General features: G+C 59.0%; 23 protein-coding genes and 1 pseudogene. 14 read left to right on the top strand and 10 right to left on the bottom strand.

Going from position 1 to position 20888, the window contains the following annotated elements; translation table 11 throughout:
• Window positions 1-8: 8 nt before the first annotated feature.
• Genes PSH88_RS26805 through PSH88_RS26795 form a run of 3 tightly spaced genes read right to left on the bottom strand, consistent with a single transcriptional unit; the run spans window position 9 to window position 1934 of the window.
• Window positions 9-380, bottom strand: coding sequence for a MerR family transcriptional regulator (locus PSH88_RS26805; protein WP_123498819.1), 372 nt, complete (start codon window positions 378-380; stop codon window positions 9-11).
• A gap of 48 nt (window positions 381-428) precedes the next feature.
• Window positions 429-1004: an NAD(P)H-dependent oxidoreductase gene (locus tag PSH88_RS26800; protein ID WP_305483413.1), complete on the bottom strand. Its 576-nt coding sequence runs from the start codon at window positions 1002-1004 to the stop codon at window positions 429-431.
• Window positions 1005-1049: 45 nt separating this feature from the next.
• Window positions 1050-1934: a LysR family transcriptional regulator gene (locus PSH88_RS26795; RefSeq protein ID WP_305423686.1), complete on the bottom strand. Its 885-nt coding sequence runs from the start codon at window positions 1932-1934 to the stop codon at window positions 1050-1052.
• Between the two features lie 202 nt (window positions 1935-2136).
• Here PSH88_RS26795 and PSH88_RS26790 point away from each other — a divergent pair, with 202 nt between their 5' ends.
• On the top strand, window positions 2137-2901 hold the full coding sequence (locus PSH88_RS26790; RefSeq protein ID WP_305423685.1) for a sulfite exporter TauE/SafE family protein: 765 nt from the start codon (window positions 2137-2139) through the stop codon (window positions 2899-2901).
• Here PSH88_RS26790 and PSH88_RS26785 read toward each other — a convergent pair.
• Window positions 2891-3205: a putative quinol monooxygenase gene (locus tag PSH88_RS26785; protein ID WP_305423683.1), complete on the bottom strand. Its 315-nt coding sequence runs from the start codon at window positions 3203-3205 to the stop codon at window positions 2891-2893. The genes PSH88_RS26790 and PSH88_RS26785 overlap by 11 nt on opposite strands.
• 160 nt (window positions 3206-3365) lie before the next feature.
• Here PSH88_RS26785 and mdaB point away from each other — a divergent pair, with 160 nt between their 5' ends.
• From mdaB to PSH88_RS26750, 7 genes are all read left to right on the top strand, one after another.
• Window positions 3366-3956: an NADPH:quinone oxidoreductase MdaB gene (mdaB, locus tag PSH88_RS26780; RefSeq protein WP_305423682.1), complete on the top strand. Its 591-nt coding sequence runs from the start codon at window positions 3366-3368 to the stop codon at window positions 3954-3956.
• A gap of 181 nt (window positions 3957-4137) precedes the next feature.
• Window positions 4138-5049 carry a LysR family transcriptional regulator gene (locus PSH88_RS26775; protein ID WP_305423680.1) on the top strand — a complete coding sequence of 304 codons (912 nt, stop codon included), beginning with the start codon at window positions 4138-4140 and terminating at the stop codon, window positions 5047-5049.
• A 205-nt stretch (window positions 5050-5254) separates the two neighbouring features.
• Complete coding sequence (locus PSH88_RS26770; RefSeq protein WP_305423679.1) at window positions 5255-6700, top strand: SulP family inorganic anion transporter; 1446 nt, start codon at window positions 5255-5257, stop codon at window positions 6698-6700.
• Window positions 6701-6916: 216 nt separating this feature from the next.
• Window positions 6917-8266: a GntT/GntP/DsdX family permease gene (locus PSH88_RS26765; RefSeq protein WP_305423678.1), complete on the top strand. Its 1350-nt coding sequence runs from the start codon at window positions 6917-6919 to the stop codon at window positions 8264-8266.
• Between the two features lie 15 nt (window positions 8267-8281).
• Window positions 8282-9142 carry a MurR/RpiR family transcriptional regulator gene (locus PSH88_RS26760; RefSeq protein ID WP_305423677.1) on the top strand — a complete coding sequence of 287 codons (861 nt, stop codon included), beginning with the start codon at window positions 8282-8284 and terminating at the stop codon, window positions 9140-9142.
• Between the two features lies 1 nt (window position 9143).
• Complete coding sequence (locus PSH88_RS26755) at window positions 9144-10601, top strand: N-acyl-D-amino-acid deacylase family protein (protein WP_305423676.1); 1458 nt, start codon at window positions 9144-9146, stop codon at window positions 10599-10601.
• 167 nt (window positions 10602-10768) lie between these two features.
• Entirely contained in the window at window positions 10769-11137 is a 369-nt protein-coding gene (locus PSH88_RS26750) for a glyoxalase superfamily protein (protein WP_305423675.1), read from the top strand.
• Between the two features lie 107 nt (window positions 11138-11244).
• Here the strand turns inward: PSH88_RS26750 and PSH88_RS30605 are convergent, their stop codons facing one another.
• A complete protein-coding gene (locus PSH88_RS30605) occupies window positions 11245-11949 on the bottom strand; it encodes a methyl-accepting chemotaxis protein (protein ID WP_411736821.1) in 705 nt (234 codons plus the stop codon).
• Between the two features lie 201 nt (window positions 11950-12150).
• Window positions 12151-13029, bottom strand: a pseudogene (locus PSH88_RS30600) (methyl-accepting chemotaxis protein); the annotation flags it as partial.
• Between the two features lie 395 nt (window positions 13030-13424).
• On the opposite strand from PSH88_RS30600, the gene pmrG reads away from it, so the two are divergent.
• Together pmrG and PSH88_RS26735 are read left to right on the top strand one after the other, a co-directional pair.
• Window positions 13425-14096 carry a lipopolysaccharide core heptose(II)-phosphate phosphatase PmrG gene (gene pmrG / locus PSH88_RS26740; protein WP_305423672.1) on the top strand — a complete coding sequence of 224 codons (672 nt, stop codon included), beginning with the start codon at window positions 13425-13427 and terminating at the stop codon, window positions 14094-14096.
• 31 nt (window positions 14097-14127) lie between these two features.
• Window positions 14128-14991 carry a phosphatase PAP2 family protein gene (locus tag PSH88_RS26735; RefSeq protein ID WP_305423671.1) on the top strand — a complete coding sequence of 288 codons (864 nt, stop codon included), beginning with the start codon at window positions 14128-14130 and terminating at the stop codon, window positions 14989-14991.
• Here the strand turns inward: PSH88_RS26735 and PSH88_RS26730 are convergent.
• Complete coding sequence (locus PSH88_RS26730; RefSeq protein WP_305423669.1) at window positions 14942-16381, bottom strand: ArnT family glycosyltransferase; 1440 nt, start codon at window positions 16379-16381, stop codon at window positions 14942-14944. The genes PSH88_RS26735 and PSH88_RS26730 overlap by 50 nt on opposite strands.
• A gap of 435 nt (window positions 16382-16816) precedes the next feature.
• Between PSH88_RS26730 and PSH88_RS26725 the strand changes: the two genes are divergently transcribed.
• The gene (locus tag PSH88_RS26725) at window positions 16817-17065 is read left to right on the top strand and encodes a helix-turn-helix transcriptional regulator (RefSeq protein WP_305423667.1); all 249 of its coding nucleotides are present in this window, start codon (window positions 16817-16819) and stop codon (window positions 17063-17065) included.
• 385 nt (window positions 17066-17450) lie between these two features.
• Here the strand turns inward: PSH88_RS26725 and PSH88_RS26720 are convergent, their stop codons facing one another.
• The 3 genes from PSH88_RS26720 to PSH88_RS26710 all read right to left on the bottom strand — a co-directional run bounded on the left by PSH88_RS26720 (window position 17451) and on the right by PSH88_RS26710 (window position 18909).
• Window positions 17451-17819, bottom strand: a complete 369-nt coding sequence (locus PSH88_RS26720) for a DUF6124 family protein (RefSeq protein WP_305423666.1) — start codon at window positions 17817-17819, stop codon at window positions 17451-17453.
• 422 nt (window positions 17820-18241) lie between these two features.
• On the bottom strand, window positions 18242-18499 hold the full coding sequence (locus PSH88_RS26715; RefSeq protein WP_305423664.1) for a hypothetical protein: 258 nt from the start codon (window positions 18497-18499) through the stop codon (window positions 18242-18244).
• 35 nt (window positions 18500-18534) lie between these two features.
• The gene (locus PSH88_RS26710) at window positions 18535-18909 is read right to left on the bottom strand and encodes a DUF6124 family protein (protein WP_305423662.1); all 375 of its coding nucleotides are present in this window, start codon (window positions 18907-18909) and stop codon (window positions 18535-18537) included.
• 389 nt (window positions 18910-19298) lie between these two features.
• On the opposite strand from PSH88_RS26710, the gene PSH88_RS26705 reads away from it, so the two are divergent.
• The 3 genes from PSH88_RS26705 to PSH88_RS26695 are packed head-to-tail and all read left to right on the top strand — an operon-like array spanning window position 19299 to window position 20844.
• A complete protein-coding gene (locus PSH88_RS26705; protein ID WP_305423660.1) occupies window positions 19299-19838 on the top strand; it encodes a PAAR domain-containing protein in 540 nt (179 codons plus the stop codon).
• Window positions 19838-20560 (top strand): N-acetylmuramoyl-L-alanine amidase, encoded by a 723-nt coding sequence (locus tag PSH88_RS26700; protein ID WP_305423659.1) that lies wholly within the window; start codon window positions 19838-19840, stop codon window positions 20558-20560. The genes PSH88_RS26705 and PSH88_RS26700 overlap by 1 nt, the downstream gene beginning before the upstream one ends.
• Window positions 20557-20844 carry a hypothetical protein gene (locus PSH88_RS26695; protein WP_305423658.1) on the top strand — a complete coding sequence of 96 codons (288 nt, stop codon included), beginning with the start codon at window positions 20557-20559 and terminating at the stop codon, window positions 20842-20844. The genes PSH88_RS26700 and PSH88_RS26695 overlap by 4 nt, the downstream gene beginning before the upstream one ends.
• Window positions 20845-20888: the final 44 nt, after the last annotated feature.

Here is a 20888-nt window from a genome sequence, read left to right as displayed (position 1 = left end):
GCAGACTCTCAAAGACTTTCCAACGGGCAATCGGCTCTGGCCTGTGTGAGGCTGGCTTCAAACTCGACCAATTGCTCGTGTTGATGCCTGAGTGCGGTAATCCTGTCGCTGATTTCGCATTTCTTGGCATCGATGGCTTGCTGCGCCAATGACCAGGGCATCGCCAGGCCTTGATGTCCGGTAAAGATCGCCTGCAACTCCTTGAGCCTGAAACCTAAGTGTTGAGCGCACTTGATGAAGATCAGCAGGTCGACGCTGTGCTGATCATAGACGCGGTATTTTCCTTGCCGCCGAGCGGCAGGCAGCAAGCCGATCGACTCGTAATGGCGAATACTCTTGATCGTCGTGCCCGAGCGATGCGCGGCTTGGCCGATGTACATGAAAAGTCCTTTTTTGCCGAGGGTAAACCAGCCCCATTATCGGCAGACTCATCGGCTGGCGATAGCCTGGGCTTGCAGCAGCCAGGTTTCGCGCTGACCGGCGCTGGACCCCAAGACTGGCCCGAAGGTGAGCGTGCGCTGAGGTTCGATGCCGCAAAACGCCAGGGTGGTTTTGCGCATCTGATGCAGCCCGGGCATGCGGTAGATCCAGCGGTAGTACCAGGGTGGCGTGTCCATGGTCACGAGCAGATGCGCGCTGCGGCCATGCAGCAATTTGTCGGGAAAGGCTTTGCCTTCGCGATACTTGAAGGCGAAGCCCGGAAGCAACACCCGATCAAGAAAACCCTTGAGCAAGGCCGGTACGCCGCCCCACCAGATCGGGTAGACCAGGGCCAGGTGTTCGGCCCACAGAATGTCCGCCTGAGCACGGCGCAAGTCGGCTTCCAGCGGCTGCACATGTTGATAGCCTTCGCGCAGCACCGGGTCGAAGTCCATTTTCCCTAGAAACAACTGGCGCACCTCATACCCGGCACGCAATGCCGATTGTGCGTAGCGTTCGGCAAGTGCGCCGCAGAAACTGTTGCTTGAAGGATGACCGAGGATCACCAGAATTCGCTTGCTCATCGTAACGGTCCCTGAAGATGAAACCTCAAGGGTAAAGTCTGCCCCTCAGGGGAGAGTCAAGGCGTTCAGCAAGGCCTGTGCATAACCGGGCAGTACGGTGAAGTCCCGGGCGCACAGCAACAGTTTGCGTCGGGCCCACGGCTCTTTCAGTGCGATGCTTTTGAACGGTGTTTCAGCTGACCAGCGTTCGACCGCCGCCAAGGGCACGATCGCCAGCCCGGCACCTCGGGCGACCATGCGCATCACGCCATCGAAGCCATCGGCGCGAATGCGGATCTGCATCCGTAAGCCGCTGTGCAGGGCTTGTTCTTCCAGATACACGGCCAAGGCGCTGTTGGCGTTCAGGCCGACGTAATCATGATGCAAGGTTGCGCTGAAATTTAACGGTCCGGTGTCGGCCAAGGGATGATCGCGCGGCAGGATCAGTACCAGCGGGTCGTCGCGGAAATAGCGAGTCTGAAGGCCGTCGGTCTCCACGGCGTCAGACACGATGCCCAGGTCCGCTGCACCTTGGCGCAAGGCATGGGTGATGCGCGCGCTGGGCAGCTCTTGCAGGTCGATGTCGAGGTTGGGATGGTCGCGCAGAAAGTCTGCCAGCAACTCCGGCAGGTACTCGGTGATCGCTGTGGTGTTGCACAACAACCGCACCTGGCCTTTGACCCCTTTGGCGTATTCGGCCAGGTCCTGCTGCATGCGCTCGGCCTGTTGCAAAAGGACTCGAGCGTGCTGCGCCAGGGCCCTGCCGGCAGGCGTCGGGCTGACACCGCGGCGGCCTCGCTCAAGAAATTCGATGCCCAGTGAAGCTTCCATGGCACGGATTCGCGCACTGGCGGCCGCCAGTGATAAATGGCTGCGGGCGGCGCCGGCGGTGATGTTGCCGGTGGCGAGGATGTTGAGGTAGAGGCGCAGGTCGGTCAGGTCGAAGTGCATACAGGTATCCTGAAGATCGTTCCCACGCTCTGCGTGGGAATGCAGCCCGTGACGCTCCGCGTCACATGCAGAAGCGGACGCAGAGCGTCCATTGAGACATTCCCACGCAGAGCATGGGAACGATCATGCCTCTTGTTGAGCAAGAGGCAACCTCAGTATATGGCAGATTTTCAGCGCCACCTTCAGGGCTCACCATAGCCCCATGAATACACTCGCCGCGTTCTACCAACATCTGGGCTTGGCCCTTTCCTTATTGGTTATCGCCACCTTCCTGCTGGCGGGGGTGATCAAAGGCGTGATCGGTCTCGGACTGCCAACCATCGCCATGGGCTTGCTAGGCCTGGCTATGGCGCCGTCGCAGGCTGCGGCGCTGTTGATCATTCCCGCTACCCTGACCAACGTCTGGCAACTGGCATTCGGCGGTCATTTGCGCGGGCTGTTGAACCGCTTGTGGCCGATGCTCCTGGCGATTTTCATCGGCACGGGCGCCGGTACTTTGTGGATCGGCATGGCCGGTGGACACTGGGTCGTGCGGGGACTTGGGGCGGCGTTGTTGATTTACGCCTTGAGCGGGCTGTTCCTGCCGACCCTGCGCGTCGGCAGTCGCACTGAGCATTGGCTCGGTCCGCTCTGCGGTGTGCTGACGGGCATCATCACCTCGGCCACCGGCGTCTTCGTGATTCCGGCGGTGCCTTATCTGCAAGCCCTGGGCTTGAACAAGGATCAACTGGTGCAGGCGCTGGGCCTATCGTTCACCGTCTCGACCCTCGCGTTGGCCGCCGGGCTGTTATGGCGCGGCGCCCTCGGCAGTGGCGAGTTGAGCGCGTCGCTGCTGGCGCTGATTCCTGCGGTGTTCGGCATGCTGCTGGGGCAATGGCTGCGCCAGCGGATCAGCGCCGTGCTGTTCAAGCGCGTGTTCTTCATCGGCCTCGGCGTGCTCGGCGGCCACTTGCTGATCAGCGGCTAGCCGACGACGCGCTGAGCATCTCGATCGGGCGGATATCGAAATCCCGCTCCAGATACTCCATACGCATGTCGAGGAACTGCTTCATGTGCGGCAGGTTCGAGTGCACGTCCAGATGGGCCTGGGATTGCCAGATCTCGTAGAAGATAAATAGTGTCGGGTCCTGTTTGTCTCGCAGCATGTGGTACTCGATGCAACCGGGTTCGGCGCGACTCGGTTCGACATAGCCACGGAAGAACGCTTCGAAGGCCTCGGCTTTTTCCGGGCGGGTCTTGGCGTGCAGGATGAAGCCTTGAACTTCGCTCATCAGGTTGTCCTTGAAAGTCAGAATCGGCGCAAGGTTACGGCAACAATCGCGTATCGATTCGTGCGTATTGGTCAAATGAATTTTGCGGATCGAGCGCTTATTCCGCGCGAGGCTGATCGCTACTCTGTGGCCATCGAATTTCAACCTTGCGAGACTTCTCATGAAAAAGGTCCTGTTGCTCAATGGCGGCAAAAAATTTGCCCACTCCAATGGTCGCTACAACACGACGCTGCACGAAGCCGCGCTGAGCGTGCTGGATCGCGGCGGTGTGGATGTGAAAGCCACGTTCATCGACGAGGGGTATGACATCGCGGAGGAAGTCGCCAAATTCCTCTGGGCCGATGTGATCATTTATCAGATGCCAGGCTGGTGGATGGGCGCGCCCTGGACTGTCAAGAAGTACGTCGATGAAGTCTTCACCGAAGGCCATGGCAGCCTCTACGCCAGCGATGGCCGCACGCGCTCCGATGCGTCGCAAAAATACGGCAGCGGCGGCTTGTTGCACGGAAAAAAATACATGCTGTCGCTGACCTGGAATGCGCCGCAGCAAGCCTTCGACGACCCGACCGACTTCTTTGAAGCCAAGGGCGTGGACGCGGTGTACTTCCCGTTCCACAAGGCCAACACCTTCCTGGGCATGACCGGTTTGCCGACCTTCCTGTGCGTGGATGTGATGAAGCGCCCGAACATCGAAGCCGATGTGGCGCGTTATGAGCAGCACTTGAGCGAGGTGTTTGGCCTTAGGGCATAACGCTCAGCTAGTATCGATATCTGAAGCGAGACTGAATCTGTGGCGAGGGAGTCCTGTGGCGAGGGGGCTTGCCCCCGTTGGTACGCGAAGCGGAAAACCTGCCAACGCGGTAGTTCAGACAGTCCACAGGCGAGCCTCGCTCCGCAGTAAAACAGCGCAGGACTATCGATAAGGGACACACGTGAAAGCCAGATCCGATGAGTTGCAGATTTTCGTCTGCGTGATTGAATGCGGGTCGATTTCGGCTGCGGCCGAACAGGTCGGGCAAACGCCGTCGGCGGTCAGCCGCACGTTGTCGCGACTGGAGGCCAAGCTCGACACCACGCTGATCAACCGCACCACGCGGCGCATGGACCTGACCGAAGAGGGCAAATACTTCTTCGAGCACGCCAAGCTGATTCTCGATCAGATGGACGAGCTCGAAGAACGCTTGTCCTCACGCCAGCAAACCCCCTCCGGGCGGCTGCGAATAAACGCCGCCTCGCCGTTCATGTTGCACGCCATCGTGCCGTACATTGACGAGTTCCGCCGTCTCTACCCGGACATCCAGCTCGAACTCAACAGCAACGACCTGATCATCGACCTGCTTGAGCAAAGCACTGACATCGCCATCCGCATTGGCACACTGGCCGACTCGACCTTGCACGCCCGCTCACTGGGTTGCAGCCCGCTGCACATCGTCGCCAGCCCGGCGTATCTGGAGCAACACGGCATACCGGCGGCCGTTGCCGATCTGGCCGAACATACGCTGCTGGGTTTCACCCAGAACGAAGGCCTCAACCAATGGCCGTTGCGCTATGTCCACGGTGATCGCTGGCCGATCCAGGCGTCGATCAGCGCGTCCAGTGGCGAGACGATCAGGCACCTGGCGCTGGCAGGGCAGGGCATCGCCTGTCTGTCGCACTTCATGACCATCGACGACATCCGCGCCGGTCGCTTGCAGGTGCTGCTGGCGGAGTTCAACAGCGGATACCGCCAACCGATTAACGCGGTGTACTACCGTAACTCGCAACTTGCCCTACGGATTCAGTGCTTCCTGGACTTCATCCAGGGCAAATTGGCGGCTTATGCGATTGCGGATTTCAAGGGGTGATGCGTAGACCGTGTCATCGTTCTTCGCGAGCAAGCCCGCTCTCACATTGGTTCTGTGTCGTCCTCATCATCGTGAATCGACGCAAGTCCACTGTGGGAGCGGGCTTGCTCGCGAAAGCGTTTCTGGCGGCCCATTCACTGGCCGGCCCGCCCTCAATTCCGTAACATCCGCCCTCTCTTCTCCCGCCTGTATTTTTAGGTAAACCATGAAATCCAAACGTCTGCGCGCCGATGTCCTGGCCGGGCTCACGACCTCTTTCGCCCTGCTGCCCGAATGCATCGCCTTCGCGCTGGTGGCCCACCTCAATCCATTGATGGGGCTTTACGGCGCTTTCGTCATCTGCACCCTGACTGCGCTGTTCGGTGGGCGGCCGGGGATGGTGTCTGGTGCCGCCGGATCGATGGCCGTGGTGATTGTCGCGCTGGTGGTGCAGCACGGCGTGCAGTACTTGCTGGCGACTGTGCTGCTGGGCGGGTTGATCATGCTGGCGTTCGGTCTGTTGAGGCTGGGCAAACTGGTACGCATGGTGCCGCATCCGGTGATGCTCGGCTTCGTCAATGGCCTGGCGATCGTCATCGCCTTGGCCCAGTTGGAGCACTTCAAAAGCGGTGAAACCTGGCTCAGTGGCGATCCGCTGTACATGATGATCGGGCTGGTGGCGCTGACGATGGCCATCGTCTACCTGATGCCGCGCCTGACACGTGCCGTGCCGCCGGCGCTGGTGGCGATTCTGGGCGTTGGGGTGGCGGTTTACCTGCTCGGCTTGCCGACACGAACCCTGGGCGACATGGCGCATATTGCCGGTGGTTTGCCGAGCTTCGCGCTGCCAGACATCCCCTGGAGTCTGGAAACCCTGCGCATCATCGTCCCCTACGCGATATTGATGGCGATGGTCGGCTTGCTGGAAACCCTGTTGACCCTGAACCTCACCGACGAGATCACAGAGAGTCGTGGCTATCCGGACCGTGAGTGCGTGGCGCTCGGAGCCGCCAACATAGTTTCTGGCGTGTTCGGTGGCATGGGCGGTTGCGCCATGATCGGGCAAACCATGATCAACCTCAGCTCTGGCGGTCGCGGTCGGCTGTCCGGTGCCGTGGCCGGGGGGATGATTCTGCTGTTCATTCTGTTTCTTTCGCCGCTGATCGAGCGTATCCCGCTGGCGGCCCTGGTGGGGGTGATGTTCGTGGTGTCGCAGCAGACCTTTGCCTGGGCTTCGCTGCGGGTGTTGAACAAGGTGCCGCTCAACGATGTCTTGGTGATCCTTGCTGTTACGGTGATTACGGTGTTCACCGATCTGGCCGTCGCCGTGATGTGCGGGATCATCATTGCGGCGCTCAACTTTGCCTGGCAACAGGCCCGCGAGCTGTATGCCGACAGCTATCAGGAAAGCGACGGCAGCAAACTCTACCGCCTGCACGGCACACTGTTTTTCGCCTCTACCACGCCATTCCTCAATCAGTTCGACCCTGCCAATGACCCGGCCCAGGTGACCCTTGATTGTCGCCACCTGAGCTTCGTCGACTACTCGGCCATTGCTGCCCTGAAGACATTGCGCGAGCGCTACGCCAAGGCTGGCAAGCAGCTACGCGTGCTGCATTTGTCCGAACGGTGCAAGAAACTGCTCAAACGTGCCAGTGAACATCACGACTGAAATCAATGAGTGATCGTTCCCACGCTCTGCGTGGGAACGATCGTAGAGGGATGAAAGTTTCACTACCGAATTTTCATAACTCACAACCTCTCATACCGCTGCACGACATCCCTTATCCCTCCACGAAAATTACTTTCACTTCGTTTGAAAGTAGCTCGTCGAAATGATTTATGAGTTTCACAACCCATTCGACGTGACCCTTTCGAGGAGTACCGCATGACGCTTTCCTTCGGCTATTGGCTGCTGGTTTACGCCGCCATCGCCATCATTGCGCTGATCGTTCTGATCGCCCGTTACCGGCTTAATCCCTTCATCGTCATCACGCTGGTGTCCATCGGTTTGGCACTGCTGGCCGGGATGCCGCCGTCGGGTGTGGTGGGCGCGTATGAGGCCGGGGTTGGCAAGACGCTGGGGCACATTGCGCTGGTGGTGGCGCTGGGCACGATGCTCGGCAAGATGATGGCCGAGTCTGGCGGCGCCGAGCAGGTGGCGCGTACGTTGATCGACCGTTTCGGAGAGAAAAACGCGCATTGGGCGATGGTCTGTATCGCCTTTCTTGTAGGACTGCCGCTGTTCTTCGAGGTCGGTTTCGTCTTGCTGGTGCCCATCGCGTTCACCGTGGCGCGGCGGGTGGGCGTGTCGATTCTGATGGTCGGCTTGCCGATGGTCGCGGGGCTCTCGGTGGTCCATGCGCTGGTACCGCCGCACCCGGCAGCGATGCTGGCGGTGCAGGTCTATCAGGCATCGGTGGGGCAGACGTTGCTCTACGCGATTCTGATCGGCATTCCGACCGCGATCATCGCCGGTCCCCTGTATGCCAAATTCATCGTGCCACGCATTCAGTTGCCGGCGGATAACCCTTTGGAGCGCCAGTTCCTGGAGCGTGAACCGCGCGATAGCCTGCCGGGATTCGGCATCACCATGACGACCATTCTGTTGCCGGTGGTACTGATGTTGATCGGTGGTTGGGCCAATCTGATTTCCACCCCGGGCAGTGGTTTCAACCAGTTTTTATTGTTCATTGGCAACTCGGTCATCGCCTTGCTGCTGGCGACCTTGCTGAGCTTCTGGACCCTCGGCCTGGCCCAGGGCTTCAATCGTGAATCAATCCTCAAGTTCACCAATGAATGCCTGGCGCCGACCGCCAGTATCACCTTGCTGGTAGGCGCCGGCGGTGGTTTGAACCGGATTCTGGTGGACGCGGGTGTCACCGATCAGATCGTCAGCCTGGCCGATGAATTCCAGCTGTCGCCGCTATTGATGGGCTGGCTGTTCGCCGCATTGATGCGCATCGCCACCGGGTCCGCCACGGTAGCCATGACCACCGCTTCAGGGATTGTTGCGCCGGTGGCCGTTGGTCTGGGTTATCCCCACCCGGAGTTGTTGGTGCTGGCGACGGGGGCGGGGTCGGTTATCTTTTCCCATGTCAACGACGGCGGCTTCTGGTTGATCAAGGAATACTTCAACATGACCGTCACCCAGACCTTCAAGACCTGGACGGTGCTCGAGACCATCATCTCGGTGGTCGCCTTTGGTTTGACCGTAGGTCTTTCTTACCTGCTTTAGTCGGAGCCATCCGCCATGGACATCCTCTACCAGATCCGCGCCCGTCAGGATTCCTTCAGCGCCGGCGAAGGACGCATCGCTCGGCTGATGCTCGACGACGTAGGATTTGCCGCCTCCGCCAGCCTCGACGAACTGGCGCAGCGGGCGGAAGTCAGCACCGCCACGTTGTCGCGTTTTGCGCGCACGGTCGGTTGCCGCGACCTGCGGGATTTGCGCCTGCAACTGGCCCAGGCCAGCGGTGTCGGCAGTCGCTTTCTCGACCCGGCGGGAACGCCTGAACAGTCGGCGTTTTACGGGCAGATCGTCGGCGATATTGAGTCGACCTTGCGTCAGCATTTGTCGGCGTTCGATGAATCGCGCTTCGCCGAGGCGGTGAAACTGTTGGGCAAGGCGCGGATGATTCACGCCTTCGGCATGGGCGGCTGTTCGACCTTGTGCAGTGATGAACTGCAAGTGCGGCTGGTGCGCCTCGGCTACCCGATCGCGGTGTGTCACGACCCGGTGATGATGCGCGTCACCGCTGCCAGCCTCGGTGCCGAACACGCGGTCATCGCCTGCTCGCTGACCGGCATCACGCCCGAGCTGCTCGAAGCAGTGGACCTGGCTCGCAGCTATGGCGCGCGAATTCTCGCGATCACCCGGGCTGACTCGCCGCTGGCGCAACTGGCCGATGTGCTGTTGCCGCTGCAAAGCGCCGAGACGTCCTTCATCTACAAACCCACGGCGGCGCGCTACGGCATGCTGCTGGCCATCGACGTGCTCGCTACCGAGCTGGCGCTGGCCAGTCCTGAAGACAATCAAGAACGTCTGCGGCGGATCAAACTGGCCCTGGACGACTACCGCGGCGGCGACGATCACTTGCCCCTGGGAGACTGACATGACGTACGACACACTGATCCGCAACGCGCTGATTATTGATGGCAGCAACACCCCCGGTTACCCCGCTGATGTGGCGATTCTGGACGGTCGAATCGAGCGTATCGGCGACTTGCACGACGCTCGTGCCACCGAAGAAATCGACGCGGCCGGGAGGGTGTTGGCCCCGGGTTTCATCGACGTGCATACCCACGACGACACGGTGGTGATCCGCCAGCCGCAGATGCTGCCCAAGCTCAGCCAGGGCGTGACCACGGTGATCGTCGGCAACTGCGGGATCAGCGCATCGCCAGTGAGTTTGCGTGGCGAGCCGCCGGACCCGATGAACCTCCTCGGCACGGCGGCTGCGTTCGTCTATCCGCGCTTCAGCGACTATCGCGCCGCCGTCGAAGCGGCGAATACCACGCTCAATGTGGCCGCATTGGTGGGCCACACCGCGCTGCGCAGCAATCACTTGGACGACCTGTTTCGCACGGCCACCGCCGATGAAATCAGCGCGATGCGCGGGCAACTGCGCGACAGTCTTGAGGCCGGTGCCTTGGGGTTATCCACAGGCCTGGCGTATGCCAACGCTTTCTGCGCCTCCACCGAAGAAGTAATGCAATTAACCGAAGAGCTGAACGCATTCGGAGCGGTTTACACCACCCATTTGCGCAGTGAATTCGAACCGGTGCTGGAGGCCATGGACGAGGCGTTCCAGATCGGTCGCCACGCGAAAACGCCAGTGATCATTTCCCACCTCAAATGTGCAGGCGCCGGTAACTGGGGGCGTAGTCCGCAACTGCTGGCCTCCCTCGAACACGCCGCAAAAAACCACCCGGTGGCCTGCGATTGTTATCCCTATGCGGCGAGCTCTTCGACGCTGGACCTCAAGCAAGTCACCGACGCCCATCGCATCACCATCACCTGGTCCACGCCGCATCCGCAAATGGGTGGCCGGGATTTGATCGACATCGCCGCCGAGTGGGACGTGCCGTTACTCGAGGCCGCTCGCCGATTGCAACCGGCCGGAGCGGTGTATTACGGCATGGACGAGGCCGATGTACGAAGAATCCTCGCGCACCCGCTGTCGATGGTCGGCTCCGACGGCTTGCCGGAAGACCCGTTTCCTCATCCACGGTTGTGGGGTGCTTTCCCGCGGGTGCTCGGACATTTCAGTCGCGACGTGGGACTGTTTCCGCTGCACACCGCCGTACACAAAATGACCGGGCTATCGGCGGCGCGATTCGGTTTGAAGGACCGCGGCGAGATTCGCGAAGGGTATTGGGCGGATCTGGTGCTGTTCGATCCTGCGACGATTCGCGATGTGGCGGACTTCAACGATCCGCAACGGGCGGCGGAAGGGATTGATGGGGTGTGGATAAATGGTGTTTTGAGTTACAGCGAAGGTCAGGCGAACGGGAGAAGAGAGGGACGGTTTCTGGCGCGGGAAGGGGATTTGCGTGAAGGGTTTCGGTGATCGGTGATGCTGAAAAATCGCAGCCCCTGTAGGAGCTGACGAAGGCTGCGATCTTTTGATTTACGTCCGATGATGGCACTGCGACATTAAAGAATCCCGCAACCAGGCCGAAGCGCTGACATCCAGCCCAGCTACACTCTGGGCCTTTTCAGTCTGGGAGCAACTCCATGAGCTTCGGCAAAACCACCCCGATCCTGCGGATTTTCGATGAGACCAAGGCATTGGAGTTCTACGTCGACTTTCTGGGGTTCAAGGTCGACTGGCAGCATCGTTTCGAAACAAACTTCCCGCTGTACCTGCAGATATCCCGTGGCGAATGCGTGCTGCATCTGTCCGAACACCACGGCGACAGCACACCGGGCTCGGCATTGCGGATTGAGACCGATGAACTGGAGACTTTTCAGCAGCAATTGCTGGCCAAGGAGTACCAGTTCGCCCGCCCGCAAATTCAGGCCATGCCGTGGGGCAGCCAGGATATGACCATCAGTGATCCGTTCGGGAATCGGTTGGTGTTTACCAATGCGATTAGTGTCTGAGCGTTAGATCGCCTTCGCGGGCAAGCCCGCTCCCACAGGTAATGTGCAATCCCTGTAGGAGCGAGGCTTGCCCGCGAATGGATCTGTCATTCACCGCTGACTTAACGTCAAACCCGGAAGTGACTCACCATCATCTGCAACTGATTACCCAATCGCGCCAGTTCGACACTGGACGCCGCGGTCTCGTCGCTGGCGGCGGCGGTCTGTTCGGACACGTCGCGTACGTTGATGATGCTGCGGCTGATCTCTTCGGCCACGGCGCTTTGTTGCTCGGCGGCGGCAGCGATCTGCTGGTTCATCGACTGGATATTCGACACGGTGCGGGTGATGTTTTCCAGTGACACGCCGGCCTTGCGAGTCAGCGCCACGCTGCTGTCGGTCAGGGCGCGGCTGTTGTTCATCACGGCCGACACTTGTTGCGTGCCGTTCTGCAGGCCGGCCACCAGGCCTTCGATTTCTTCGGTGGATTTCTGCGTGCGCTGGGCCAGGCCGCGAACTTCGTCGGCCACCACGGCAAAACCACGACCGGCTTCACCGGCACGGGCCGCTTCGATGGCGGCGTTGAGGGCCAGCAGGTTGGTCTGCTCGGCCACGGCCTTGATTACGTCCATGACGCTGCCGATCTTGTCGCTTTCCTGCTGTAGTACGCTCATGGCTTCAGTGGAGCGCGCCACTTCGCTGGCCAGGCGCTCGATCTGGGCAATGGCTTCGTTGACGACTTTATCGCCTTCTCGCGCTTCGCCATCCGCGGCGGCTGCGGCCTGGGATGCTTCTTCAGCGTTGCGCGCGACTTCCTGCACCGTGGCAGTCATCTCGTGCATGGCGGTGGCCACCTGATCGGTCTCTATCTTCTGGCTGTTGACCCCGGCGCTGGTTTGCTCGGTCACGGCTGACAGTTCTTCGGCGGCGCTGGCGATCTGGGTGACGCCATCGCGGATACCGCTGATCAAATCTCGCAAGGTCACGCCCATGCGTGCGATGCCTTGCTGCAACACGCCGAGTTCGTCGCGGCGAGTGACTTTGACGTCCTGGGACAGATCGCCGCTGGCGATGCGCTCGACCACGGCCAGGGTATCGCGCAACGGGCCGGTGATCTGACGGGTAATGATCACGGCGGCAATGACGCCCACCAGCAACGCCAGCAAGGTGCTGATCAATTGCAGCGTGCGGGCTTGGGCGCTTTCGGCGTCGCGGCGGTCGAGCTGTATCTGATACAGCTGATCGCTCAGGCTCACGATGGTGGCGCCCTGCTCAGTCATTTCCTTGCGTGCCTGCACCGCATCGGTGTTGGCGGCTTTATACGCTTGCAAGGCGCTGCGGTAGTTGCTCAGCGCGGTTTCCAGCTGGCTCAGAGCATCTTGCTGGGTCTCGGCGAAATACACGCTGAGTTGTTTCAGGCTGGCGATGGCCGTGTCCAGTTGGGCGACGGCTTTTTGCTCGGTCTCGGCGTTGGTGCTGGCGGTGTAGCCACGCACTTCGTAGCGAGCCAGGATGAACGCTTCCTTGGCCGCGGTGATGGCCTGGAACTGTTCGAAGCGTTGGTCGCTCAGGGGCATTTGCTGCACGCGGGTACTGATCGCTTCAATCAACTTGCTGGCGGTTTCAGCATTGGCGCCCATGGCGTCGCGGGCGCTGTTACCGGTGCGGTAGGCGCTGCGCATTTTGTTCAGGGATATCTGGTAAGCGCTGATGGTCGCGCTCTGCTCTTTGAGCAGCTTGACGTTTTCCGGGCTCTTGAAGCTCGACAGCAACGCTTGTTGCTGAGCGATGAAGCCGTCGAGGGTTGTCTGCACATTCTGTGCGGCGGTTTCGTCGCCGTTGGTCAGCATGTATTGCAGGCGAACCACGCGCAGCTTGGTCAGGCCAGCGTTGAGCGCGGTGATGTCGCTCATCCAGTTGCTGCGGTCAATCAACCCGCCCAGGCTCGTCCAGCCGGTCAGGGCGAGGACGCAGGTCAGTGCCAGGACCAGGCCGAATCCCAGGCCCAGTTTCAGGTTCACGCTGATATTACCGAACCAGCTATTCATCAATATTCCTCCAGGAACGTTGTGCTTCTTGATCGTCGGTTGGCTGGAAGATTGTTGTTTTAAGAGCCAGCAAAGGGTTAGCAGGTCTGTATCGGCAGTAATCGCGAGAGCTGAAAGGATTTTGTTGGGTGGATTCTGTAACAAGATTTTTAGGCGGGTTTTAAGCTTTTTTTCACATGGGTTTCACCGGCTACCGACGCGCGCCTCTTTACCCTCGCGACAACGAATGACAGTGGTGCATGCCAGCGAGGCGGCCTGATGTGGAATTGAGACTGAGTCTGTTCGGGATAAAACGCTCGATCGATCTGAGCCGTTTAGCCCGTTATCGAAATGCCGCAGTCGTGCTGGCATCTGCCTTGTTGGTTATCCCGCTAACGGTTTGGCTGTTGCGACCCGCCGCCGTCCCTGACCTGGCCCATGGCAACGTGGCGGGTGCTCGCGCGTTGGCGACCGGTTGGGCCAAGGGCGACATGATTGTGCTGGTGCGCCACGTCGAGCGCTGCGATCACTCCACGGCTGCCTGCCTGAGCGGCAATGACGGCATCACCGATCGCTCCCGTAGCGTGGCAGTGAGTGTTGGTGCGCAGTTCGAGCGTTTGGGCCTGGATCGGGCCGACATCTACAACAGCCCGGTGATGCGCACGGCGCAAACCGCCGGTTACATGTTCAACAAGGTCGGCGTCGACGAAGACTGGTTGGTCCACTGCAGAGGCAGCATGCTGCGCGATGCCTTGGCGCACAAAAAGGCCGGACGCAACCTGATTCTGGTGACCCACAGCGAATGCATGGCGCAACTGGAAAAAGACCTCAAGTTACCGACCGCGACCCTTGGTTACGGCGCCTCGCTGTTTATCTCCGCCAAAAAGTCTCAGCCGCCACACATGCTCGGTTTCATCGAGGCTTCGGACTGGCGTTCGGTAACCACCGAGTGAGTTTCATCATCCCTCTGGATCAGGACGTACGATGCTGACTTCTTCCCGTTACCGCTTTTACTGGGTGAACTTTGGTATTCCGCTGGCCTGCGCGGTCGTGGTGTTCCTGCTGTTTGACCTGACTAGAATCGACATCGCCTTCAGCGATCTTTTTTATGATCCGGCCACACAGGTGTTTCCGTTACAGCATGTTCATCTGTTCGAGAAAATCACCCATAAATGGGCGCGGATCATTCCGAACTGGACCGGTGAGGTCGCGATGATCGGCGCTTTGCTGTCGTTTCTCTGGCCGCGTCTGAAGGCTGAAAAACATTCGAAGATCATCGCACTTCTGGAAAAAATCAAAATCGCACCGGTGCTTCGGTTCGCCAGTAAACACCGTCGGGACTTCCTCTATGTGGTGTTCGCGTTCTCCATCAGCACTGGCGTTATCCACTACCTCAAAGGCCACACCAGTGTGTATTGCCCGGTCGAAACGACTCAGTACGCCGGAAAAATCGAACACAAGGAGTGGTACCAGAATTTCGATTTGCTGAAAGTCGCCGGCGACGGTCGTTGCTGGCCGGGTGGACATGCGTCGGGCGGCTTCACCATGCTCGCGCTGTACTTCGTGGCGCGCCGCTATCGCTGGCGGTATTCCAAAGCGCTGATGCACGGCTCGCTGCTGCTCGGTTTCGTTTATGGCACAACGCGGGTTCTACAGGGGTGGCACTACATGTCCCACACCTTCTGGGCCGGAATCTTTGTATGGCTGGCATGTTTGCTGACGGCGTTGGCGTTTTATGGGCGGGCGCGGCTGGAGCTGCCTGTACTGCAGAAGGTTGCGTCACCTGTTGTTGAGCCGTTTACAGGGTTACAAAGTAGTAAGCCTGACGTCCCACCTTCATGGTCTTGAGCACTTTCAAGGGCGCGGCGGGTTCATGTGCCCCGGCCATGAGCGCCACATTGGAAGATGAAGCGCGCAGAAACTCATGCAATTGCGCCTCGGTATCCAGGCCCTCGAGCACGCGTTGGGTATAGAAAACGCTGGCGCCGCCCACCCGTTCGTTGGCCTGAAACAACGCGACCTGTTGCCCGCTGGCCCGCAACGTCTGAATCTGCTCCGTTAGCGGCAGGAAGGACAGTTTGCGATCGGCGTGAGGCAATGCCCATTGAGCCGCGGCGGGGTAACTGCCGATCACCACGGTCAGTACGCTCATGACAACACCGCGACGGTGCCGGGCAATGACTCCCAGCCAGGTCGGGGCTTCGATGTGGGCCTTGAGTCGTTCGAACAGCACGTTCGCATACTCTGCAGCGATCACCGCCGCCGCAGGCGTCATGGACATCAGGTACACCGTGCGCTTGCTCGACGCCAGGGTCAGCATGACGAACTGCGCCAGCAGCCACACCGTGAAGAACAACAGGTAACGATTGGCCATCAGGCTTTTGCGAAAATGCCACAACCCCAGGTACACCAGAATATTCCAGGGCAGGAAGGCCTCCGGCAGCTTGGCCAGATAGTAGTAGAACGGTTCGTAATGCCCGGCCTCGACGAAGGAACCGCTGAAGCGCCCGACGCTGTTGGTCAGCAACACTTCCCCCACGGCATGCGCCCCACCGCGTTGATACAGCAGCGCGAGCCAGATCATCAACGGCACCAGCCCCAGCAGCGTCAACAGACCGGGGCGCAGCCAGTCCGAAAGTTTCAGGCGTTTGTCCATCACGGTTTCGGCCGACAGGTACGCGAAGATCACCACACCCGGCATCGCCAGCCCCAGTACGCCCTTGCTCAAGGTCGCGATGGCGATCCCTGAAGCAAACAGTAACGCGTTGCCAACGGACGAGTGCCGTTGCCCCTGAAAGAACGCCAAGAGCGCCATGGTCACACCAAGGGCCAGCAACGCGTCTTCACCGACGCCGCGCACATTGCTCCAGTAGCTGGCCATGGTCGCCAGCAGTATCCCCGCCGTCCACGCAACTGCCTCGGGCCGGCCGAACCGTCGCAGCATCGCGTACAGCAGCATCACGCTGAAGAGCCCGGCAAACGCCGACGCCAGCCGCACCGCCCAAGGCGTACCGCCAAATGCGCGAATCGCCCCGGCATCGAGCCACAAACTCAAGGGCGGCTTTTCAAGAAACGGTTCGCCGAACAAACGAGGCGTCACCCAGTCGTTATCCAGATGCATCTGCATGGCAATCCCGGCAACCCGGGCCTCCGTGGAGCCTTGTAACTGGTGATTGCCCAACGCGAAGAAAAACAGCAGAACGGCGAGCAGAAACAGCGACGAGGCGGGACGTGACATGAGTTTCTGGCTACCGAGCAGGGGACCGGGAAGCTTGAGCATAGGGGGGGAATGTTGAACGAATCGTGAACGGCCTTGCATTGTTATCTGGCGCGGTGTGCGGAGCAGGATTCGTGTTTGTACCGCTGAGGCACCCGCGCCCGTGCGCCGGTCACTTGAGATCACCGCTAACAAAACGACAGACAAAAAAAAGCCCGCGGGAGGGCGGGCAAACCGTAGTTTCTTGAATGAGCGAGAGGAATGTACAGGTTGGAGAGAGGCGGTGGGGTGAAGAAAAATTCATGTGGATGACTGCCCTCCGGCGTGTCCGGTACCTCAGCTGTTTAAGGTGAATGGATCCGCCGCCAATCGGCCTCTGAGTGAGTGAAATACTCTAGAGTCGTATTAATGTTATGCATACGGTACATTTGAATGTAAATGTCACGGTAACGGAACATGGATTATTCTTTGTTGATCTGCCGCTTAGGTAAGCAAATACGCGAAAAGCGTATGAATCGTGGCCTGACGCAAGCAAATCTTGCCGAACTCGCCGGGCTGACTCGGCAGAAAGTCATCGCAGTAGAGAAGGGCTCTCTTTCCGTGAGCATGAGTGCTTATGCGCGGGTGTTAGGTGCTCTGGATTGCGAACTTGCTGTCATTCCGGCAGCCATGCCGACTCTGGAAGAACTTGGTGAGCTGTTCTAAATGAAAATGACCTCGCTCAAAGTCAGTACCCCCGAGGGGAGCAGCGGCCGAATCCTCACCAGCTCTGAGGATTTCATTTACCGCTACGATGAAGATGCGTTGCCCAACAGCCCCCTCATGTAGTCAGTGCCATCCAAAAAGCGGCGGCGCCATTTGCACTGACTTTTGGGTAGCAACAAAGACCTGCCGGCATAGCGCATTAACATCGATGTGCGCTCCATCCCGAACTACGTTGAGCGGCGATGAGGGCATTCAGGACTTGGGCTTCAAGAAGTAGCAACGACGGCATCAACAAAAATGGGCGACCTCAATGAGGTCGCCCATTTTGCTTTTCTACGCCGAAATCTGCGTCTGTAGCCGTCGCTCAATCAACGAGCGCGATCCTTCAGTGAAGGACGGGAGGCTCGCCTACGGCCACCGACGCGTTCGGATCGAGGTTGTCCCGCGCTCGGTTGACCAAAAGCTCGGTCAGCATCGTCAACTGCTGAAGCGCCAGTGCCACATTACGCTGTGGGCCTTCGAGTCGGTCGGCAAAGTCCATAGTCATGACGTTGAGGGAGGCCAGGGTTTCGCTGGCATGAGCGAGCAGGGTGAGCGTGTCGACGTCGGGGCGGACGCTGAAGATGTTCCTGTTCAGGTTGCGCCGGCGGGCGCTGACGGCGCGTTCGGTGGCTTGGGGGAGTTGGGTTGGCTCAAGGGTTTCAGGCTCTGAAGTGGCCGGATTTTCAACTAATGTCAGGGTGATTTTTTTCATAAGGGCGTTCCATGGGGGTTAGGGATCCTTACGCTGTTTCGGCTTGTCAAAACCGTCCGCAGGGTTTGCAGCGAAGCGTGAAGACTATCGGCCGGAAACTTTGTTCGCCAGTTCATGGAAGTCGCTACGGGTTGCGGGAAATTTCCCAGGGGGACGTGGTTCAAGTCCGACAGCGAAACCCTTTTCCACACTAGAGCGAAAGCGTGTCTGCTGCGCGTCCATTGAGTCGACAGTAAGTTACAGATTATGAAACCTATTGTTGAGTCATCAGGTGCCATATTGTTTCGTATGCGTAACATTTTGCTCCAGATGTCACGCATTCAGAACATCTCTATCCGCTCAATCGAAAAAAGGCACCTGCGATATTTTCGTCAGGTGCCTTGTTGTGTGAGGAGCAGAAACGTCTTCCTGTGCGGGGTTCGTTATAACGCCGAAACCTGCATCTGCAACCGTCGCCCAACCACATCCAGCAAATCGCAGCCGTCGCGCAACGAAGTTACCAACACCCGCGCCAGCTCACTGTGAACGCCTTCGCTGACGGCGAAGCTCTCCAGCAACTGAGTCGCGGTGCGGATGCGGTAGGCCGCCGTTTCATGCAGCACGTCCAGCGGCGCTTCGGTGTCGATCAGCAGCGACGCGATGGTGCAGTCGATGCCGGTGACCGGCATGTATCGATCCATGACAAAACCTCCATTCGATCAGCGAGCGCGATCATTCAGCGGCAGACGGGCGTGACCGCCGGCGTGGGCGAATCGAGGTTATCCAGCGCTCGATTGATCAACATCTCGGCCAGCACGGCCAGTTGCTGAATCGCCAATGCCACATTGCGATGGGAGCCTTCGAGCTGGTCGGCCAGGTCGGTGGTCATGACGTTCATGGAGGCCAGGGTTTCGCTGGCGTGAGCGAGCAGGGTGGGTGTGTCGACGTCGGGGAGAATGGTGAAAATATGGCTCACGGGATCGGGTTGTTTCGGGTTGCGCAAGCGGGCGCTGACGGCGCGTTGGGTGGCTTTGGAGAGTTGGGTCAGGTCGAGGGTTTCGGCTTCTGAAGGGGTATCGGTTTCTGGAGGATTGGGGGTGATCTTCTTCATGGTGATGCTCCTACACTAGTTTTGGAGGCAGCCACCTCTCTGCTGTCAAACAGAGTTGGGTGGCAGCTGTGCGCGGGTTGACAGACCGGTAGTGTAAGAACCCGGTGCATCCGAAGATGCCCCACGCACAGCCGCCATAAACAAGACCGCATGCGCGTGAGCATGCTGCCTGATCAGGAGGAGTGAAAGGTTACACTTTTCGGCCTGTCAAAGCCCAATCGCTGATTTGCAGCGACACCTGAAGGCTATCCTCGATGAGCAGCGCCCGCTAGTTCATGGAAGTCGATGCGTTTTGCGGGAAATTTCCTAGGACGGAGCGGATGAGCCTGTGTTTAGAACAATTCTGCTAAAGTCGACCATCGTTGAACACCGCTGACAGGGAGTCATGCATGGCAAAGCCAGCCGCACGTATCACCGATCCGACCAGTTGCCCAATGCCCGGACATGGCGCCAAAGCCATCGCCTCCGGATCCTCTGACGTATTCTTCGACGGGCTCGCCGCCGCCCGTAAAGGCGATTCCTGCACCTGTGGCAGCGCCTTGATCTCAGGCGTAGCAGCTACTGTGTTCATCAACGGCAAAAACGCCGCTCTAGTCGATACCGTGGGCACTCACGGAGACGTCGTGATCGATGGCTCAGGCACGGTGATCATTGGCGACTCGCATACCCCGGCACCGTTTATACCTCCCGTGCCTCTCTCCATTCAGAAAGCCTACGGGCAGTCGTTCAGTATCACTGATAGTGAAACAGGCGATCCGCTGTCCTTCCGCGACTATGTGGCGACTATCAACGGCGTAGAGACAACCGGCGTGACCGATGCCAACGGCATAGCGCATGTAAAGACACCCACGCCAGACGCAAAAATCTCCCTTCACATCAAGTTCAACGCTCCGGCCCGAACGCTTCATGAACTGTCGGAGGAGCGCTGATGGCCGCTCTGTTTGCGACTCAAGCAACTGCACAGGAGATCAAACCTGGCGAGTTCATGTGTCCGATTCCAATCACTGTGAACGACCGGGCCGCTACACGGGAGGCGATTATCAAAAAGGTTCGATCACTGAACGCGACGTTCGTCGAGCGATCATCTTGGGGCGCGGTGAAAGGCAAGCCGGATATGGTCATGGATTGGGACTACAGCATGATTGCCCTGCACCATGCCGGGCGGAGCCATAGCTGCACACCCGGTGCAGAGCAGATGCAGGAGATCCAAAAAGGCCACCTGAGTCAGAAGTACGACGATATCGGCTACCACTACGGGATCGATTGCACCGGACAGATTTTCGAAGGTCGTGACATTCGGCTTCAGGGTTCGAGCGTTTTGAAGTTCAACACTGGTTTGATCGGCATTGTGTTACTGGAAAACCTGACGACACCGGAGGAGGGGGGCGACTGGGTCGCGAAAGGACGAGTTGCCCTCGACAGCATCGGCTACAGCACCACAAACGTGATTCCGGATGCTCAAATCGTCGCGTTGATGCACTTGATCGACGCGCTGAAGAGCGTGTTCGTCATCAAGCACTTTGGTGGTCATAGGGAGTATCCAGGGCAAGCGTCCGAGGGAAAAATCTGTCCAGGAAATATTGGTATGGAATTGGTTAGAAACCTCCGAACCAAGACTCAACTGTTGCCTCCACCGGCGCCGCAAGAATGAAAAAGCTATTGATTGCTGCAGTGTTGGCGGTATTGGTTGTGCTCTACGTCGGCTACTACGAAGCACTTGAAGATGGCGATATTGAGACCATTGTTTTCATCAAAAAACACCCGACGTTTCAGATGAAATTTTACAACATCCACGCCAACGATGGAGAGATCAGGCAAGTCGAGCGACTCACGGACGAAGAGCGAAAGTGGATCATTGACTACTGCCGGTATCGGCTGGGAATCGACACTGAGCTGAAAATGCAGAGCGATGTTGAGATGTGCAGAAAAAAATAGAGTCGATCGCGGCGACGGTTGCATCTTTGGCCATGGGTGATTTG

Source organism: Pseudomonas wuhanensis, assembly GCF_030687395.1.
Lineage (GTDB): Bacteria > Pseudomonadota > Gammaproteobacteria > Pseudomonadales > Pseudomonadaceae > Aquipseudomonas > Aquipseudomonas wuhanensis.
The sequence above is the reverse complement of the archived record's forward strand: the minus strand, read 5'-3'. Positions and strand labels throughout refer to the sequence as shown.

Coding starts and splice junctions, on each gene's coding strand:
- PSH88_RS26795 (WP_305423686.1), bottom strand. CDS start 1,934: ATGCACTTCGACCTGACCGACCTGCGCCTCTACCTCAACATCCTCGCC.
- PSH88_RS26805 (WP_123498819.1), bottom strand. CDS start 380: ATGTACATCGGCCAAGCCGCGCATCGCTCGGGCACGACGATCAAGAGT.
- PSH88_RS26750 (WP_305423675.1), top strand. CDS start 10,769: ATGAGCTTCGGCAAAACCACCCCGATCCTGCGGATTTTCGATGAGACC.
- PSH88_RS26785 (WP_305423683.1), bottom strand. CDS start 3,205: ATGAGCGAAGTTCAAGGCTTCATCCTGCACGCCAAGACCCGCCCGGAA.
- PSH88_RS26765 (WP_305423678.1), top strand. CDS start 6,917: ATGACGCTTTCCTTCGGCTATTGGCTGCTGGTTTACGCCGCCATCGCC.
- PSH88_RS26755 (WP_305423676.1), top strand. CDS start 9,144: ATGACGTACGACACACTGATCCGCAACGCGCTGATTATTGATGGCAGC.
- PSH88_RS26715 (WP_305423664.1), bottom strand. CDS start 18,499: ATGGATCGATACATGCCGGTCACCGGCATCGACTGCACCATCGCGTCG.
- mdaB (WP_305423682.1), top strand. CDS start 3,366: ATGAAAAAGGTCCTGTTGCTCAATGGCGGCAAAAAATTTGCCCACTCC.
- PSH88_RS26710 (WP_305423662.1), bottom strand. CDS start 18,909: ATGAAGAAGATCACCCCCAATCCTCCAGAAACCGATACCCCTTCAGAA.
- PSH88_RS30605 (WP_411736821.1), bottom strand. CDS start 11,949: ATGACTGCCACGGTGCAGGAAGTCGCGCGCAACGCTGAAGAAGCATCC.
- PSH88_RS26735 (WP_305423671.1), top strand. CDS start 14,128: ATGCTGACTTCTTCCCGTTACCGCTTTTACTGGGTGAACTTTGGTATT.
- PSH88_RS26790 (WP_305423685.1), top strand. CDS start 2,137: ATGAATACACTCGCCGCGTTCTACCAACATCTGGGCTTGGCCCTTTCC.
- PSH88_RS26700 (WP_305423659.1), top strand. CDS start 19,838: ATGGCCGCTCTGTTTGCGACTCAAGCAACTGCACAGGAGATCAAACCT.
- PSH88_RS26730 (WP_305423669.1), bottom strand. CDS start 16,381: ATGTCACGTCCCGCCTCGTCGCTGTTTCTGCTCGCCGTTCTGCTGTTT.
- PSH88_RS26725 (WP_305423667.1), top strand. CDS start 16,817: ATGGATTATTCTTTGTTGATCTGCCGCTTAGGTAAGCAAATACGCGAA.
- PSH88_RS26770 (WP_305423679.1), top strand. CDS start 5,255: ATGAAATCCAAACGTCTGCGCGCCGATGTCCTGGCCGGGCTCACGACC.
- PSH88_RS26800 (WP_305483413.1), bottom strand. CDS start 1,004: ATGAGCAAGCGAATTCTGGTGATCCTCGGTCATCCTTCAAGCAACAGT.
- PSH88_RS26705 (WP_305423660.1), top strand. CDS start 19,299: ATGGCAAAGCCAGCCGCACGTATCACCGATCCGACCAGTTGCCCAATG.
- PSH88_RS26760 (WP_305423677.1), top strand. CDS start 8,282: ATGGACATCCTCTACCAGATCCGCGCCCGTCAGGATTCCTTCAGCGCC.
- PSH88_RS26720 (WP_305423666.1), bottom strand. CDS start 17,819: ATGAAAAAAATCACCCTGACATTAGTTGAAAATCCGGCCACTTCAGAG.
- PSH88_RS26695 (WP_305423658.1), top strand. CDS start 20,557: ATGAAAAAGCTATTGATTGCTGCAGTGTTGGCGGTATTGGTTGTGCTC.